Source organism: Candidatus Avelusimicrobium sp. (assembly GCF_051874775.1).
Taxonomy (GTDB): Bacteria; Elusimicrobiota; Elusimicrobia; order Elusimicrobiales; family Elusimicrobiaceae; genus Avelusimicrobium.
This window is the reverse complement of the sequence record NZ_JBJEGE010000011.1, coordinates 54,507-71,621: the sequence shown is the minus strand read 5'-3', so window position 1 is coordinate 71,621 and position 17,115 is coordinate 54,507. Positions and strand designations below refer to the sequence as shown.

Annotated in this window: 11 protein-coding genes and 1 tRNA gene; 6 read left to right on the top strand and 6 right to left on the bottom strand. The window is 47.6% G+C overall.

Going from position 1 to position 17,115, the window contains the following annotated elements:
• Positions 1-70 precede the first annotated feature (70 nt).
• The 4 genes from ACI351_RS02510 to ACI351_RS02495 all read left to right on the top strand — a co-directional run bounded on the left by ACI351_RS02510 (position 71) and on the right by ACI351_RS02495 (position 5,086).
• Positions 71-1,855 carry a sulfatase-like hydrolase/transferase gene (locus ACI351_RS02510; RefSeq protein ID WP_439733681.1) on the top strand — a complete coding sequence of 595 codons (1,785 nt, stop codon included), beginning with the start codon at positions 71-73 and terminating at the stop codon, positions 1,853-1,855.
• Between the two features lie 75 nt (positions 1,856-1,930).
• A tRNA-Arg gene (locus ACI351_RS02505) sits at positions 1,931-2,002 on the top strand.
• A 384-nt stretch (positions 2,003-2,386) separates the two neighbouring features.
• On the top strand, positions 2,387-3,604 hold the full coding sequence (locus tag ACI351_RS02500; protein WP_439733680.1) for a RecB family exonuclease: 1,218 nt from the start codon (positions 2,387-2,389) through the stop codon (positions 3,602-3,604).
• A 33-nt stretch (positions 3,605-3,637) separates the two neighbouring features.
• Positions 3,638-5,086, top strand: a complete 1,449-nt coding sequence (locus tag ACI351_RS02495; RefSeq protein WP_439733679.1) for an FGGY family carbohydrate kinase — start codon at positions 3,638-3,640, stop codon at positions 5,084-5,086.
• Positions 5,087-5,221: 135 nt separating this feature from the next.
• Here the strand turns inward: ACI351_RS02495 and ACI351_RS02490 are convergent, their stop codons facing one another.
• Positions 5,222-7,102, bottom strand: a complete 1,881-nt coding sequence (locus tag ACI351_RS02490; protein WP_439733678.1) for an ankyrin repeat domain-containing protein — start codon at positions 7,100-7,102, stop codon at positions 5,222-5,224.
• Positions 7,103-7,787: 685 nt separating this feature from the next.
• The gene (locus ACI351_RS02485; RefSeq protein ID WP_439733750.1) at positions 7,788-7,961 is read right to left on the bottom strand and encodes an indolepyruvate ferredoxin oxidoreductase subunit alpha; all 174 of its coding nucleotides are present in this window, start codon (positions 7,959-7,961) and stop codon (positions 7,788-7,790) included.
• 137 nt (positions 7,962-8,098) lie between these two features.
• Between ACI351_RS02485 and ACI351_RS02480 the strand changes: the two genes are divergently transcribed.
• Positions 8,099-10,042, top strand: coding sequence for a FeoB small GTPase domain-containing protein (locus ACI351_RS02480; protein ID WP_439733677.1), 1,944 nt, complete (start codon positions 8,099-8,101; stop codon positions 10,040-10,042).
• A 218-nt stretch (positions 10,043-10,260) separates the two neighbouring features.
• Here ACI351_RS02480 and ACI351_RS02475 read toward each other — a convergent pair whose 3' ends face one another.
• Positions 10,261-10,749, bottom strand: a complete 489-nt coding sequence (locus tag ACI351_RS02475; RefSeq protein WP_439733676.1) for a type IV pilin protein — start codon at positions 10,747-10,749, stop codon at positions 10,261-10,263.
• A 295-nt stretch (positions 10,750-11,044) separates the two neighbouring features.
• The gene (locus ACI351_RS02470) at positions 11,045-11,518 is read right to left on the bottom strand and encodes a hypothetical protein (protein ID WP_439733675.1); all 474 of its coding nucleotides are present in this window, start codon (positions 11,516-11,518) and stop codon (positions 11,045-11,047) included.
• A gap of 83 nt (positions 11,519-11,601) precedes the next feature.
• Between ACI351_RS02470 and pepT the strand changes: the two genes are divergently transcribed.
• Positions 11,602-12,837, top strand: a complete 1,236-nt coding sequence (gene pepT / locus ACI351_RS02465; protein WP_439733674.1) for a peptidase T — start codon at positions 11,602-11,604, stop codon at positions 12,835-12,837.
• 103 nt (positions 12,838-12,940) lie between these two features.
• On the opposite strand, the gene ACI351_RS02460 is transcribed toward pepT, so the two are convergent.
• Together ACI351_RS02460 and ACI351_RS02455 are read right to left on the bottom strand one after the other, a co-directional pair.
• On the bottom strand, positions 12,941-15,481 hold the full coding sequence (locus ACI351_RS02460) for a hypothetical protein (protein ID WP_439733673.1): 2,541 nt from the start codon (positions 15,479-15,481) through the stop codon (positions 12,941-12,943).
• A 70-nt stretch (positions 15,482-15,551) separates the two neighbouring features.
• The gene (locus tag ACI351_RS02455; protein ID WP_439733672.1) at positions 15,552-17,111 is read right to left on the bottom strand and encodes a hypothetical protein; all 1,560 of its coding nucleotides are present in this window, start codon (positions 17,109-17,111) and stop codon (positions 15,552-15,554) included.
• Positions 17,112-17,115 lie beyond the last annotated feature (4 nt).

Here is a 17,115-nt window from a genome sequence, read left to right as displayed (position 1 = left end):
AAACCTTATTTTTATTATACAAAATCCGCGCGTATATCGTTTAGTCGTTTAAAAAAGCTATAATCTAAAAATGAGTATTCGGAATATCTTCTGGTTTTGCGTGTGTAATTTGCTCCTATGGTGCGCGGCTGCGCTCATCTATTTTTATATAGGCGGATTTTGGCTTGACGTATCCGGCGTGCTTTTCGCTTTTTTCTCCATTACGGGGCAGCTGACGTTGTTTATGGCCGGTTTATTAACGCTTGTGCTTCCGTGGCGGATAATCGGTCCGCGCTCCGCTTTTTGGGCCGCGTGGGTGTGGGGTTCATTTTTTGCGTTCTTTTTTGCGTTGGATATTTTTATATATACACAATACCGTTTTCATATCAGTATGGCGATGCTGGAGTTGTTTTTCGGGCCGGCAGGGCGCGAGATTTTTGTTTTGCCCGCGTCAATGTATGTAATGGTTGGTGCCGGGGCGCTGCTTTTGGCTGGCGTGGTGTTTGTGCTGGCGCGTTTGGCGCGGAAAATTACGTGGGGAAAGAAAGCCGTCTGTGCATCCACCGCCGTTTTGGTGTGCTGCACGCTTGGGTATAACGGGTTGCACGCGTGGGGAAAATTTATGCAGGTGCCTTCCGTTTTGGCGCAGGTGTCTTACTTGCCGTGGGCCAACCCGATGAGCGCTAACCGCCGCCTAAGAAAAATGGGTTTCGAGCCGAAAAACGAACCGTATTCGCTGCCTAAAGCGGGAACGCTAAACTATCCGCTGCGTCCGCTTGACTGCGCGCAGGGGAAACGCTTTAACATTCTGCTGATTTTGGTAGAATCTTGGCGCGCCGATTCCCTTTCGCCCGAGGTAATGCCCAATATATACCGCCGCAGCCGCCGCGCGCTGCGTTTTACCGAACATTTAGCCGGAGGCAACGCCACGGAAGCCGGTGTATTTTCGCTGTTTTATTCTCTGCCCCACGCCTATTGGAACGCGTTTTCCGGCGCGCGGATTGCCCCCGTATTTATCCGCCGCCTGCAGGAGGAAAATTATCAGTTGGGGATTTTTTCCAGCGCGCGGCTGAACAGTCCGGAATTTAATTCGAATATTTTTTCGTCCATACCGGATTTGCGGCTGGGGTCTAAAGGCGTTACCAAAGTAGAGCGGGATTTGGATTTGCAGCAAGATTTTACTACTTTTATAAAACAACGGGACAAAACAAAACCTTTCTTCGGTTTTTTATTCTACGACTCCCCGCACGGACAAATGTATCCTGAGGGAGGAGATGTGTTTCAACCGACAGCCGAAGAAATGAATTATTTGATGCTTACCAAACATACTGACCCCACCCCTTATATGAACAATTATAAGAATTCGGTGTATTTTATAGACGGTTTATTGGAACAAACCTTTAGGTTGCTTGAAAAAGAGGGGCTTGAAAAAGATACGATTGTTATTCTTACTGGAGATCACGGGCAGGAAATTAACGATACGCACAATAATTTCTGGGGGCATAACAGCAATTTCTCTAAGTGGCAGACGCACGTACCTATGCTTGTGTGGTGGCCGGAAAAGGAGGGAAAAGAACTTGCGCACCGTACGACGCATTACGATGTGGTTCCTACGTTAATGTCTCAAGCTCTTTCCTGCAGTAATCCGCCGGAGGATTATGCCGCCGGCCGGAGTTTATTTGACGATTCTTCCCGTCCGTTTGTGATTATTTCCAGCTATAATAAAAAGGCCATACGGGAGGGCGACAAAATTTCAGTCATTGACAATTACGGTTACTTAGAAAATTATGATGAGAATTACCAAAAGACGGAAACGGGTGTAAGCCCGCAGGCAATGGCAGAAGCACTTAAAGTATTCTCCCGTTTTTATAAGTAGTTTGGGTGTAAAAATGCAAAATTTTTGAATGTTTTATTGTTTTTTTGTAAAATATAGTATCAACTGAATGTTTTGGCCCCCATAGCTCAATGGATAGAGCATCTGCCTTCTAAGCAGGGGATATAGGTTCGATTCCTATTGGGGGTAAATATAAGAACCGCCGGCTGGCGGTTTTTTTGACCCCCAAAAAACGTAAACTGCTTTGCGTTCCCTTTCCCCCCCTCGCATCCCCGAATGTCGGCTGTTCGCAGGATCCGTGGATTTTCTTTTGAATTTTATGAATAACCACAGATTCCCGATTACAAGACTCTGGAATGACGATATTTTTTAATATATTTCTTATCCATTTCCCTTATATTTACAAGGGAAAAATATCCCCTTAAAAACAGTACCAGAAATCGAAAGACGGAGCGATGTTTTTGTACGCCTTTTATATGTTCTTCTGCCTTTTCGCATACCGATAGAAATCCCGCGGGGCGTGTAAAGCTTCTAAAATGCTACAATAATTTATCTCATACAGGGAGTCGTTTTATGGTGCGCAATTTATCGTTTTCTTATTCTAAAATGGGGATGTATAAAGAATGCCCGCAGAAGTACAAATTCCGTTACGTCCATATGCTGCCCGAACAGCCTAAGTATTATTTTGCTTTCGGTACTGCGTTGCACGAAGTGATGGAGTATATTTATAATCCCGAAAATCCCGCTTTCCCCTCCTTGCCCGAGGCTCTTGCGTTTTTCGACAATCACTGGAACAAAACCTCGTTTGAACAAAAGGGCTATGCGTCCGTTGAGAAAGAGCTGGCCGGATATGCCGAAGGCCGGCGGATTATTGAAGCGTATTACGCCAAAAATGCGGAATCGTTTTTTCATCCCTTGTCGGTGGAAATGAAAAGTACCTTGGATATTGATGGGCTGAGTTTGATCAGTATTTTGGACCGCATTGACTATCTGGGCGGCGGAAAAGTTAAAATTTTAGATTATAAAACGGGTAAAACTGTCCAGCGCGAACCGGATCAGCTGTATATGTACCAAAAAGTGGTGGAAAATTCCCCCGCCATAAAATCGCTTGTCCAGCAAAAAGATCCGGGCGTCAAAGAATTGCGCGTGGAACAATTAAGTTTTTACCACTTGCCTACGCTGCACGAGATGACGTTTGAACGTGCGCCGGACAAGGAAATTTTTGATTTTTGGAAAGGCGTTTTAAAAGTGGCGGACAATATCCGCGCCGGAAAATTCGACCCGACCCCCGGGGAAAACCAATGCCGTTGGTGCGATTACCGCAATATCTGCCCCGTTTTTACGGGCAAAGACTATAACGGCCCTACAGGATACGCGGCTCGCATCGGATCTTTTTCCCCCGATGCAACGCCTGTACCTGCTGCGCAGTCCCAAACGGTGCAAGAGAAACTGTCCGATAAAATCGACCGCTGCGGCGCACTTTTAGATGAGGCCAAACAACTGCAAAAAGAAATCATTGCGTTAATGCGGAAGCAGAATTTTGAACGTCATTTCGGCAAAAATTACAAGGCAGAACTTTCCCGTATTGAAAAATTGGAATTTACCGATAAATCCAAAGTGGTGGAACTTTTGCGTACATTAAATTTGCTTTCCAAAACGCTCGTTCCCACCCAAAGCACTGTGGCGGGATTATTGACGGATTCGTCCGTTTCGGCTCAGGCCAAAGCACGGCTTCAGGCATTTATTGTCAAAACGCAGGACGTCAAACTGAATTTGGAAAAAACGCAATAGCGCGCCGTCCGCCGTTGGCGCAAGGAGAAAATCGTGACAGAAAAAATGATTGTTTCGCTGGATTTGGGTACCTCCGGCTGCCGCGCGGCGGTGGTGTCGGTAGACGGCCTTGTAAAAGCCCAAAAAAGCATTGTGCTGGTTCCTGTGCGCCGCGGGGCAGGTCTGTCAGAATACGATGCGGAAGCGTTATTTTCCGCCCAGCAGGAAGTTTTAAATGCGGTGCTTGATGAAGCCGGCCCGCAAAACGTATTGGCGCTTGCTTTATCTTCACAGCGTTCCACCGTGGTGTTATGGGATAAGTTGTCCGGTAAGGCGGTTGCCCCTGTGTTAACGTGGGAGGACGGCCGCGCCGCCAAAGAGGCGGAGGCTTGTATACTTGCTCAACCGGAAATTCACGCGCTGACAGGACTTTATAAAACACCGTATTTTTCCGCACCGAAAATTGCGTGGTGTGTAAAACATTGTCCTCAGGCTGCCGCGTCTTTACAAAGTGGGAATTTGTTCGCCGCTCCCGTGCTCTCTTATGTTATTTGGCGTCTTACGGGCGGCACAGTTTTCGCGTGCGACCCAACGCTTGCCCAACGTACTTTATTGTTTGATATCAACCAGCGTTCTTGGAGCGGCAAGTTATGCCGCGCTTTCGGAGTGCCCGTTGAGGCACTTCCGAGCGTATTGCCGTCTGCGGCGGATTACGGCATTTATGACTATAAAGGATTTAAAATCCCCATTCGCGCTTGCGCGGGCGACCAACAGGCCGCTGCGTATGCAATGGGGGTAACTGCCGGTACGTGCGCCATTAATTACGGTACAGGCGCATTTCTGCTTTACAACGCCGGAGCGGAGCAAAAACGCTTGGCGGGCGTGTTAAGTTCTCTTTCCGTTTCTTCCGAAGAAGGTGCGGAAGATATTTTATTGGAAGGGCCCGTCAATGCGGCGGGAAGCTTGTTTTTGTGGCTAAATGCGCAGGGATTTTCATTTGAACATAGTCAAATTGATGCGTTATGTCAAACCGCTAAGAATCCTGTCTGGCTGCTTCCTGCCTTAGGCGGTTTGGGCGCGCCGTATTGGGATTTTTCTGTTTCTCCCGTAGCGGGTGGCCTGTCTGCCCTGACCAAAAAAGATGACTGGGTGGCCGGAGCCGTGCGCGGCGTGGCATTTTCGGTGGCGGATGTTGCATATTATTTGAAACAAGCGGGATTCAATCCCGTAAAAACATCCGTGTCCGGCGGGCTTTCCCGTGTGGGGGCGTTGGTGCAGTTTCAAGCCGATATTTTACAGAAAGAACTAACTGTGTTGGACGAAAGCGAAAGTAGTGTATTGGGGGCGGCCCGTCTAGCGGCCCAAAAATTAGGCTTTGGCGAGCGCTGGAAAGAGGTTTCTGCCCGACATACCGTTTCCCCTAAAATTTTCGCTGCAAAGGCCGATAAAGAATACCAAAACTGGCGTGAATTTATGGTGTGGGCAAAAAATAATCCCCTGTAAGGCGGTATGCTTGTTTGCCTTTTTTGAAAAAATATTCCTCGGTGCGGTTGAGGAATATTTTTTATTGTATAGAAAACCCCAGCAAGCAGATGGCCTTGACTGGGGTTGTTACGTCTGATGAGCAAGCTTGCCTTATTAGGGCTGTGTTGTTACGGTTTGTTTGGTTGCAGAAGTGGTGCGTGTTGCGGATTTTTTTACTGCTGCAGCTTTATTACGCGCATTGGCGCGGCGTCTGGCGGTGTTATTTTTGGCCGACGCAGCGTTTTGTTTGACTTGTGTGCTGGCGGCGGAAACGGTCTCTTTGACTTCAGCAATTTCTTCTTCTGCTGCGGAGGAATCAGGTAACACTTGGCCCGTTCTTAACGCAAATTCGCGGTCCATTTCTTCTTTTAGGGCGGCCTGTTTTTTGGCTTTGGCGGCTTCCAATTCCTGCTGTAAACGCAATAACTCGGGATCTTCTTCCAACTGGGCCGTTTTGGCTTGAAATTCTTCTTCCAGCTGGGCGCGCAAAGCAGCGGCTTCTTCTTCAGCTTGTGCTTTTTCGGCAGCGGCTTTTTCTTGCTGAAGTTCGGCTACTAAGGCTTCTTGTTCGGCCAGCTCTTGCTCAAGCAATCGGACCTCGGCCAGTTTTTCCGCTTGAACTTGCAGTGCTTCTTGTTGGACAGCCAATTTTTTTACCCCCAGCACGCGTGAGGTGGCGGAGTTGGGCAGATATTCTTCCGTCAGCGTAAACGCATTTTGGCCCGCATTATTGGCTGCGGTCAAATCGGCGCCCTGCTGAATAAAAAACAAAGCAGCGCGGTCGTTTTTTGCTTTAATGGCGCTCATCAGCGGTGTATTGCGCGCATTATCCCGATGATCCAAATCCGCTCCGCTGGCCAATAGAGTTTTGGCGGCGGAGGTGTCTTGTGCATAGGCGCTGTAAGTCATCGCCGTGCGACCCTGGTGGTCTTGTATATTAGGATCAATATTTTTGGATCTAAGTAAGATTTGTACACATTCGGAATGATCTTTGGCGCTCGCACGCATTAAAGCGGTAACCCCCGTGTTGTCCTGCGCGTTAACATCTGCACCCAAATTGATAAGCGTACGCACTGCTTCGGGGCGGTTTTGTTCAACGGCGTAAAAAATAGGCGTTCGGCCAGACAGATCTGAAATGTTTACATCCGCTTTGGCGGTTTTGGCAAGCAGGCGGATGGTATCGCTGTGGCCTTCCGCTGCGGCTGCCGAGATAGGGGAAAGCCCAGTGGAAGGATTGCGATAGGCTTCGTTGGCCCCAAACTCGAGCAGTGTTTTGATGTTGGCATTTTGCCCGCGCTGGGCGGCATAAATAAGGGCGGTATTGCCTGTGTTGTCCGGCAGGTTGACGGCTTTGTTGTCCAAATTAATTAAGCCGGTAATCAAATTGGGATTATCGTAAGCTACGGCGTACAGGAGCGCGGTTTTCCCCAAATCGTCCTTGGCTGTAGCGTCGGCCCCATGGGCAACTAAATACGTTACCGCTTCTTCATTTCCTGCGGCTGCCGCGGCGATAAGCGGCGTAATGCCGAAGCTGGATTTATCGTTTACCTTGGCATTACCGTCTTCCACTAACATTTTAATAATTTCCATATTGCCTTTTTCGGCGGCAATGGTAAGCGGGGTGATGCCCGCATAGTTTTTTTCGTTTACGTTTACATTGGCATACATAAGCGTGCGGACACGGTCCACATCGCTGATTTTAATAGCACGCACCAGGGAGGTGTCGTAAACATATTTGGTGGTGGCGCGGGGACGGTTGCCCAGCGTATCGCTGTGGTATTTTTTCTGTTCCGCACCGAACACGGTTCCGCGGTAAATATCCCCCGGAGTTTGTACGGCTTGCTGCGTGATGGTGTCCGTAGCCGAGCGTGGGGTTTTTTCTCCCAACACCACGCCTTCATACCCTGTATAATACTCGGTTTCCTTTTTGGCGTTTTGCGCGCAAAGAGGAAGCGCAATTATTGTTAAAACAAAAACGGCACTTAATTTATTCATAGATTTGCCTCCAATGATTATATAATAGCAAAACAGGAAAAAGTTTTTATAAAAATTTTGTGGATTTTTTTATAATGTAGTTAAAAACCAGTAAAAAAGTAAAGTTTTATTGAAAAACACTTGCATTTTTTTGATTTACGATGTATGATAGAAATATAACCAAATAGTTTGGTACACCAATTTATCCCCCAGAACCTTTCGATTTACCCCCCGAACGGTTCTGAACAAAGCGCAGGGCACATCCCCCTGCGCTTTTTCTTTGTAAGAAAAGAGCAAGTAAGAATTTTTTTGTTACTTTTTGTGCCGGCAAAAAGTAAACCAAACTCTTCTTCTTTCTTTTTCTGGCAGCAGAAAAAGAACCAAAAAGACTGCCCGCCCGGGTCCTATAAAAAGCAGCCTGAAACGGGGCGTTTTACAACTCGCTTCGCTCAAACAAATAAAAACGTTTTCCCGCCTTGAGGCGTTTTATAAACAGGATGAAGGCCTGCATAAACGGCAATAACCACAACGCCGGACGCGTTTTATAAACAGAACTAAGGGCGGGATATTATGTGGCATAAAGGCAATAAAAAACCACCCCTTGCGGGGTGGTTTCTAAAACTTTACACATTTCCCTAATTACAGAGAAATCGCGCTTACAGGGCAGGTGCGCTTAAAACTTGCATAACTGCCCTGCGCTCTTCTCTTACAGAGAAATCGCGCTTACAGGGCAGGTGCCGGCACAAGAGCCACACTCAATACATTTGGTTTCGTCAATGTGTCTTTTGCCGTTTACTTCGCTGATGGCGGCCACGGGGCAGGCAGATTCGCAAGCACCGCAGTTGACGCAAACATCCGGATTTACTTTGTAAGCCATAATTCGTCTCCTATTTTCGGTAAAATTATATTTAAATTATACAAAAAATAACGGTATTTTCGGCGCGGTCGTCGATAAACTCCCCCTTGTCAAGCACGTTCAATAGTGGTAAAATTAAAAGTAAGGAAAAACTAACTTTTATGCAAAAAGAAAATCTCCGCACTTTACACCAATTAAAAGCGGGCAATACCGCCCAAATCCGCGAGATTCAAACCTCTCCCAAAATGGCCGAAAAGCTGGCGGCTATGGGCCTTGTCCGCGGACAATTTGTGACACGTAAAAAAGGTTCCACCCCCGTCGTGGTCAGCGTATCGGGTACTGAGGTAGCCATCGGGCGCGAAACCGCTAAAAAAATTCTCGTTACCGCCAAGAAAAACACGTTTCTGTTGGCGGGAAACCCCAATGTCGGCAAGAGTTTGATTTTTTCGCGCCTGACGGGAATCGGCATTATCTCGTCCAATTTCCCCGGCACCACCGTGGGGCTTAACTACGGGCAGACGCAGTTTGACGGCGATTCGTACGATATTATCGACATTCCCGGCCTCTACCGCTTGGAAGAAGAATGGCTTATTGAGGGCAAAAAACGCAACTTGTTTAAGGAGTTGGAGTACGACTTTATCGTCTGCGTGTCCGACGCGTCGCACTTAGAGCGTAACCTGTATTTTGTGTTGGAAATTTTGTCGCTTAAAAAACCCGTCATTTTACTCTTGAACAAATTTGACGAAGCCCAGCGCAAAGGGATTCATATTGACGTGAAAGCGCTTTCCAAAATGTTGGGAATCCCCGTTATCCCGACGGTAGCGTCCACGGGTGAGGGCCTCAAAGAGCTGGCCGAAGCGGCCCCCAAAGTGGCCGAACGGGAGGAAACGCGCTGCCCGCTTGCAGTTCCCGCATCGCCGGAAGAAAAATGGCATATCATCGGGAATATTATTCAAAAAGTCCAGACGGTAAAGCATAAACACCCGTCTTTTTGGGAACACTTGCAGGGGTGGGCCACTACCCCCGCCACGGGGTTGCCGATTGCGCTAGTGGTGCTTATCGCATCGTTCTTTTTGGTGCGGTTTGTGGGCGAAAGTATTATTAATTTTGTAGATCCTTTCTACGAAAATTATTACGTTCCGTTTTTGCAAAACTTGTTCGGCCCGTGGAAAGACAATGTGATTGGTATGCTCCTGTTAGGCGACGGCGGCGAACATTATTTCGGCGTGCTGACGGACGGCCTTAAAATTGCGCTCGTGGACGTAATGTCTTACGTGCTTGCGTTCTATGCGCTTTTGGGCTTCTTGGGCGACTTGGGATATCTCCCCCGCCTTGCCGTGCTCCTTGACGGAATTTTGCACAAAATCGGCCTGCACGGATACGGATCGCTGCCCATTATGCTCGGCTTTGGGTGCAAAGTGCCGGCCGTGATGGGTGTGCGCGTATTGGAAACGCGGCGGGAGCGGATTATCGCGCTTGCGCTTATTTTGACGCTTGCGCCGTGTATTTCGCAAACGGCGATGATTATTTCCATTTTATCGCCCTACGGCCTTAAATATATGCTGATTGTATTCGGCGCGCTCTTTATCAACGGTATTCTGGCGGGAACCGTACTTAATAAACTGATGAAAGGCGATACGCCCGAACTGTTTATGGAAATTCCTTCGTGGCAAATCCCCCAATGGCGGCCTTTGCTGCGTAAATTGTGGATTCGTATGAAGGAATATCTGGGCGACGCGCTGCCGCTGATTTTAGTCGGTATTGTGTTTGTGGACTTAATGCAGCTTTCCGGCGTGACGGATTTTGTAACGAAAATTTCCCGCTGGCCCGTAGAAAGACTTTTGGGGCTGCCCGGGGAAACCACGCCTCTGCTTATTTTGGGTTTTTTACGCAAAGACGTATCTATCGCACTGTTGGAGCCGTTTAACCTTGCGCCGCAGTCGCTCGTGGTAGCGTGCGTGTTTATGGCGATGTATTTGCCCTGCGTGGCGACGTTTTTTGTAATGCTGCGCGAAAGCGGCTGGAAGGATACGTTTAAAGTGGTTGCGCTGACTTTGACGCTGGCGTTTGTATCGGCGGGCATATTAAGAATGATTTTGATGTAAATGCAAGATGTTATCGCCTGTTTTGTATATAACGGATACGAAAATTATTTTCGTATCCGTTAGTTTTTTGGCCGCTTAGACAAAATCATTGCGTCATTCCGTAGTGTTTTTGTAGGGAATCTGTCGTTACGTAACAACAAGATTCCCGATAGAGTCATTCGGGAATGACGTAAGTGTGGAGCGGCCAAAAATCAGCTGAAGTAACGTAATGTTATTTTTTAAAATCCCATGCTTTTGCATAACCCTGAAATTTTACTGGTACATTCTGTTTTCCCTGGATTTTCGGAATTATCCAGCCAAACGACATAACGGGACGGCGATTGCTGGGTTAAGATGTCTGTATCCGCATTTTTGCCGTTGTCGGGGATTCCGTGCGTATCCCAAAAAACTAAATTTGCTTGTTTGGCGGAAGAAAACATGTCTACGGCAAATTTATCGCACCACAGCATGTAACGGTCGCTGATGCTTGCCGTACATCCGGGGTATTCAATATCCAATTCCCTCCAGTGTAGGGGATAAGTCCCGTTGGCCATATAATATACTTCCATCGCGTCTTTAAGGGATTTGGCGGCCGTTTGCAGTTGCGTAAACCGGCTTTTTGCCACAGCCTTGGTGTATTGCGGCAGCGCAACTGCAGACAAAATGCCGATAATCAGCACCACGACTAATAATTCAATGAGGGTAAAACCTCTCTTATTTTTTTGCATTGTGTTCTCCTTAATTTCTGTTTTTGGAAAACACGCCGCAAAAAAACGGCTGCAAAATGAGGGTCCAACCACGGTCCCGTCATCAAACAGCCGTAGTTCCTTGCCATAAATAATGGCAAGGAACATTCGGCAGAAGATACATTCGGGAGCTACCCGTTTATATCTTCTGCCTAAACCAGCTGCTTTTGGACGTGGTTGGAATTTGGTTTCCCAAATACCCCTATTCTTCATAGGATTCCAAAAACAGATAAATTTTTACCGTGTTATATACACGGGTCCTTCTTAAAAAATCCTCTTAGTCCGTAATCGTATAGCTGCCGTAGCGGCCGATATCCACCGGCAGGGGAATTTCCGTTCCCAGCGGGCCTTCAAAATACATCGTACCCGTCAAATGGTAGTCCAGCGTGCCGCTGCCCATACTGATAAGCCCCAAAACTTTATTGCTGAACGTGGCCATCGGCACTTTTACTTTGGCTTTGGCGTTTTTGACGGAGTTGGGGTCAATGCGGATATCCCGCAGGGTAATGTCGGCCATATAATCGTCGTTTACGGTCAGTTTGCCGTCAAAGCGTTTCAAAGCGGCGGTTTGCTTTTTGTTTAAATTGGTAATGGCGACGACGACATCAAAATCAAAAGAAGTTAAATTGTAATTGGTCAGCTCCACGCTTTTAAGCGCGAATTTACAGTTGGCCAAATTTTGGGCTTCCTGCACGCCGGCGCACGCCGTAAGGAGCAGGGCGGAAAGTAAGCATAAAAACAGTTTTTGCATAAAACCTCCACAAAGTGCGTTCCGCTTCTTTCGGGCGGATATAAAATAATTGTATAATAAAATGAAACATTTATGGAGAATTTATGAATCCTTTACAACAAAAAATTTATAACCGTTTTATCCGTTACGCCGCCGTAGAAACTACCAGCGATCCGGCGAGCAAATCCATCCCCAGCACGCCGTCGCAAATTTCGTTTGCGCATTTGCTTGCTTCCGAAATGAAAACCGTCGGCTTTCAGGAGGTGGAAGTGGACGAGTTCGGTATCGTTACCGGCTTGCTGCCCGCCAATACGGACAAAAAAGCCCCCGTCATCGGATTTTTGGCACATATGGATACGGTGTGCGATTATAACGGAAACAGCATCCGTCCCATATTGCACCCTAATTATGACGGCGGCACGCTGACGATTAATGCCGAAAAAAATATGTTTTTATCGCCCGAAACCGCCCCGAATTTGAAGCTTTGTATCGGGGACGATATTGTGACTGCGGACGGCAACACGCTCTTGGGCGGAGACGATAAAATCGGTATTGCCGTCATTATGACGCTGGCCGAACATCTTTTGGCTCACCCCGAAATTGAACACGGTCCGATCAAAGCCGCTTTTACCATTGACGAAGAAATCGGTACCGGAATCGGTTACTTTGACGTGGAACGCTTCGGTGCGGATTTTGCGTATACGATTGACGGCGCCAACTTGGGCGAGGTTGACTGTGGCAATTTTAACGCCGATGCGGTAACCATTCACATTACGGGCAAATCCTGCCACCCGGGGTCTGCCAAAGGATTTATGGCCAATCCGGTGCGTATTGCGGCGGATATCGTATCGTCTTGGCCGGAGGACAAACTGCCGGAAACGACGGACGGCGAGGACGGATTTATTCTGTTTAAAGACATTGAAGGCGGGTTGGAAAGCGCCACCTTGCGCGGTATTGTGCGCGAACACGATTTGGCTAAATTTGAACATTTCAAAGTAATGCTGGAAAATTTGGCGGAAGAAAAACGCAAAAAATATCCGGCTGCCAAAATCGAAGTGAAATTTAAAGAACAGTACCGCAATATGCGCGAAATTTTAAAAGATCGCCCCCGCGCAATGGAACTTTTGGAAGAAGCCTTGAAGGAGAATAAGGTGGAGTACCGCTTAACGCAAGCCCGCGGCGGGACGGATGGTTCCCAATTATCGCTGCGCGGACTGCCGACGCCAAATCTGTTTGCCGGATACGAAAATCCGCACGGTCCGTATGAATGGATTAGTATGAATTGGGTAGAGAAAGCGTTCCATATATTGGAAAGCATTGCCAGAAACGCGGTAAAATAGCTTTTTGTACGTTCGATACCCACGGACTAAAGACTTTGGGACGTTTTTTAGACAAAAAACTCCGTCCTTTCGGGACGGAGTTTTTTGTGTCAAATGCTTTCGTTTACATTGCCGGAGCCGGCTGCGGACGCTGCTGTACCCCAACGCTTTGGTTGGCTTGGTCTAACAGGTTTTTTGCGTCGGAAATTGTCGGATCCAAGGTTTTCGTTACCGTGTTATAGTTAAAACGGTAGGAAATTTTAAAACTCTGCGGATTCTCCGGCGGAACTTTTACGAGCACAGAGTAGTTATCCGGATCAACGGCAGTGGAGATATCCCAAGTAATCAAGTTCTGCGCTGCGGGATGTTTAGCTTCAATAAATTCCTTCAGCGTCAGCCCGTTTGTGAGTGGATAATTTTGTACTTCCGTTAATGCGGCATCCATTGGGCTTATGGCCGGTTGTTGGGGTTCTTGTGCTGGTTGCGGTTGTGCCGGTTCTTCGGAAAGCATTTCTTCCATTTGGGCTTGATGTGCGGCATCTTGCTGCTCCTGCGCTTTATTTCCCGACAAGAGGTTAAACTGGGCAGGAATTACGTTCATAAATGCGAGCATTCCGTAAATGAGCGCAGCCAGTACGAAGGTGGCCAATATGCCCAAAATCATTTTATTATTCTTAGCGGGTTTTTCATCGGCGGGTTTGATATCGTGCTGGGCGTTGATGTCATCATCCAAGCCCTCAATCTGCAACCGTTCGGACTGAGCCGGTTCCGGTACCATCGGCACCGTTTTGATGTCCAACGTTGCTCCGCGTTTAGTTTTGATGGTATTTTCCAAAATAACTTGGGACACGGTTACATCAGATGGCGTATCCTCTGAACGCAACTCTGCAGGTTGCGGCATTGTGGAAGTGGAAAGAATTTCGGTAAACGCATCTGTGCTGTTCGTGTTGGCAGATTGCTCCTGCGTTTGCGCGTTTGTGAAAGTGTTCAACTGTTGGGGAAGTGCGCCAGGTTCTGTTTGCGCGGGCGGTACGAAATCCGAAATCAAGTAGGTAGAACCTTCTTTCAGTTCAATTTCCGTTAAATCATTGGGATTTCCCACCGGCAACGGTTGGTCAGTTGTTTGCTGAGAGATGTCATCCAAAGACGGAATTTTCTGTTTTTCAGCAGGCAGCTGTTTGGCCTCAACAGACTGATTGGCTTGCTGATCAATACCAAACAACTGTTCAACGGTCTGGTCGCTGTGGGCATCACGTTCGGTAAAAGCGTCCTTTAAGTCTTGGGCGGTAATTAAAACGTCTTCGGGCTTTTCCGCCTTTGCTCCGGGAACGAGCTCTTGCATCGTTTCTTCTTTTTTATCTTGTTCGACTTTTTGCGCAGACTCACCAATATCGTCCAAAGAGGGTATACCCGTTGTACGTACGGGTTGATCAGGCTGATTAGGCTGTTGCTGCGGTACATCGGCGGGCATGTGGGACGCCGGTTGTACTTCTTCCGTCACTTCGGGTTGTTTTGCATCGGGCGCAATTGTTAGAACAGGAACAGCTTCCGGTTCGCTGAAATCAAGCGGCTGAACGGATTCTTCTTTCGTTTCAGTCACAAGATCCGGTTGTTCTTGCTGTTCGGGTTGGGCAATGGGTTCGGCCGGTTTGGGTTCTTCTACAGAAGGTAGTTCAATGGGGTTATCAGCGGAGGTGTCAACCGCGTGAATAGCCTCGGCTTTTTCCTCCTCTCTTTCTTTAATGACCTGATCCAACACGTCCTCTTTCGGTTGTACCGTAAATTGGGAAATAAGTGCATCTTTTTCCGCGTCTTCAGTGGATTTAAGAGTATTGTTGATTTGGGCCGTTTGGGTTTTTAAAATTTCCGCTTGTTCGGCAAGCGCTTTGGCTTGTGCGGGAGTCAACAGGTCTTGGAAAGTGCTTTCGTTTATCTCTTGGTTTTGAGCAAGAGTTTGTGCATTATATAAGGAATCCATTGCCGAGCGGAGAACTATATCTGCGCCGTTTGTGCCGAGATCAGTTTCATTTTCGGCATCATTCAAGTCCATCGGTTCAAGCATATCCGCCACCGGATCTTTGGTTTTTTCAGCGGAGGCAACGAGATCTTCGGCTTTTGAAACCAAACTGGCCGTATTGGTAATTAAGGCGTCATCATTGGTTTCGGGGGTTAAATCGTGGCGGGTTAAAGTAATGGTATTAGGTGTTTCCTCTTCTTGCGGAGGAACATAAGCAATATCAGCGGGTGTTTGGACCGTTTGGCGCGCGGTGGTAACAGCTTCGTCAAATTTGGTTTGCATACCGTCCAGTTTTGCCTGCATTCCGTCAAGTTTGGTCTGCATACCGGTAATTTGGGCAGTCAAAGCATCCAGTTTAGAGATAAGCAGCGCTGCCAACGCGTCTGTTTGTGTAGCGGGTTGTTGTGCGGCGGGTTGCGTTTGGGCCGGCACCGCATTGTCGGCGGGTTCCGGTGTGACTCGGTCAAACTCAAAAACAGAGGACGCTTTCACCCATTCCTGATTCCCGCCGGAAGCGGCATCTTCGGAGCAGATTAACGTGTCCGGGGTAAAGCCTTGCAGCGTTACCAGTTTTTCCTCTTCAAAAGGACCCTCTACTTTGTCACTGATATAGACCCAGTATCTCATTGTTTGTTCACCCTTAAACATAAATATAAAACGGCACGATAACAGCATAGCAAATTATGCCGTAATTTAACAACTTTTTTTTCGGCGGCAGTTATTGGTTCGAATTCACCCGCGCCTGTTTATACATTTCAAGCAAGTTATCCAACTCTTCTTTACCGGCTTTTCTCGTCTGAATGTTGGAAAGCATATCCGTCATCAGTTCCAAAGAACAGCCGTTTTCCAGCATATCCAGTACAAATTGTGAAATCCGGCGGTTGTAGGTACCGTTGAGTTCCCCCACCAGCGTACGCAGCGCGAAGATATGTTTTTCGCGGTCGGATTTCCAAAAGGTGTACGGGGCAATGTTTTCTTCAAAAAAATGTAAAATTTCGTCTGCCGGTTTTGTTCCCAGATAGCTTTTTATCAGTTCCGGCGCAAGGCCCTGTGTAAGCGTTTGGGCTTTTAAGTCGCGCAAGTATTGGGCTTGTTTGGCGGCATCTTCATATCCCAGAGATCCTAACAGTACTTTGCAGGCCAATTCTTTATTGTCTTTTTCATCGGTGCAGTAGGGCAACATTTTGAGAAGGTCTTTCATTTCCCTCTCCAGTTGGACGAATGTTTTTTTACCGCCAAACCGCTCGGACAAATCATATTCGTATCCTGTATAGAGTTCTTTTTTGCTTAGGCTTTTACGCAAGATTTCGCGGTCCCTTCTCAGTACGGCTTTTTGTGTGGCGGTTTCAAAGCTTTCAGCCGTTCCATCCACCAGTACGCGCACCGCTAAACCCAAATTTTCGTATGGATCCGATACGTGCGGCAATTTTTTAAGCACGCTTTCAAAGGTGGCAGCAATATCTGCCGGCGTTTTTGCCTTCAGATAGCGGCAGGCAATAATCATTAAATCCTCTTCCAAAATGTGGCCGTTTAACAATTTGGACAGCACCGCTGTTTCCTGCGCGTCTTTCGGCGTAATCTGGCAGAGCAGCGCGCGTGCCGTGAGCGCCGCGCAAAGCCGATCGTCCGGATTGTGCTTAAGCAGCTGTTCCATTAACCGGCGCGATTCCTGTTTAAAGGAAACCGCGGCGGGCCGCATATATAAAACTTCCAGTCCTGCCGTCAGTTTGACGGACAAGCCGTATTTGTCGGCGAATTTAAAAACCTCTTTACGGTTCTGCTTGGCGTTCTTGGCCGAAGGAGCGAGGAGCGTATCGGCTTTTTCCAAAAGTACATTTGCGGCAAAGAGAGCTTTGTCTTTATCGGGCATATCCGCGTCCTGCACGTCTTTTAACGCGGCGGCGAATTCTTCGTCAAAGTATTTGCGCGTGGCGAAAGAGGCGTACACGTCAAGCAGTTTGGACGTATCTTTGGCGGATACTTCCAAAGCGGCGCAGAGTTCGGTAATGGTGGTGGAATTATTATAAATGTGCAGCTGCCGTAAAGCGGCGTTTAAGGTAATTTCGTCCAATAAAATTTTGGCGACGATGGTATCCGTCATCGGGGAATCGGAATTTAAACGGGCGGCGATATCGGCAATGTCCTGCTGTAACTGCGGAAGTGATTTTTTATTCTCCAATGTGTACACCAGTTTGGCGGCGTAATCGTCGTCAATTCCGGGCAACATATTATAGATTGTGCCCAGCATACCGCTTCTTTTGTTTGCTTTATCGCTCATAATT

Excerpts from the sequence above, each read along its gene's own strand:
- ACI351_RS02510 (WP_439733681.1), top strand. The coding sequence starts at position 71 with ATGAGTATTCGGAATATCTTCTGGTTTTGCGTGTGTAATTTGCTCCTA.
- ACI351_RS02500 (WP_439733680.1), top strand. The coding sequence starts at position 2,387 with ATGGTGCGCAATTTATCGTTTTCTTATTCTAAAATGGGGATGTATAAA.
- ACI351_RS02490 (WP_439733678.1), bottom strand. The coding sequence starts at position 7,102 with ATGAATAAATTAAGTGCCGTTTTTGTTTTAACAATAATTGCGCTTCCT.
- ACI351_RS02480 (WP_439733677.1), top strand. The coding sequence starts at position 8,099 with ATGCAAAAAGAAAATCTCCGCACTTTACACCAATTAAAAGCGGGCAAT.
- ACI351_RS02475 (WP_439733676.1), bottom strand. The coding sequence starts at position 10,749 with ATGCAAAAAAATAAGAGAGGTTTTACCCTCATTGAATTATTAGTCGTG.
- ACI351_RS02470 (WP_439733675.1), bottom strand. The coding sequence starts at position 11,518 with ATGCAAAAACTGTTTTTATGCTTACTTTCCGCCCTGCTCCTTACGGCG.
- pepT (WP_439733674.1), top strand. The coding sequence starts at position 11,602 with ATGAATCCTTTACAACAAAAAATTTATAACCGTTTTATCCGTTACGCC.
- ACI351_RS02460 (WP_439733673.1), bottom strand. The coding sequence starts at position 15,481 with ATGTTTAAGGGTGAACAAACAATGAGATACTGGGTCTATATCAGTGAC.
- ACI351_RS02455 (WP_439733672.1), bottom strand. The coding sequence starts at position 17,111 with ATGAGCGATAAAGCAAACAAAAGAAGCGGTATGCTGGGCACAATCTAT.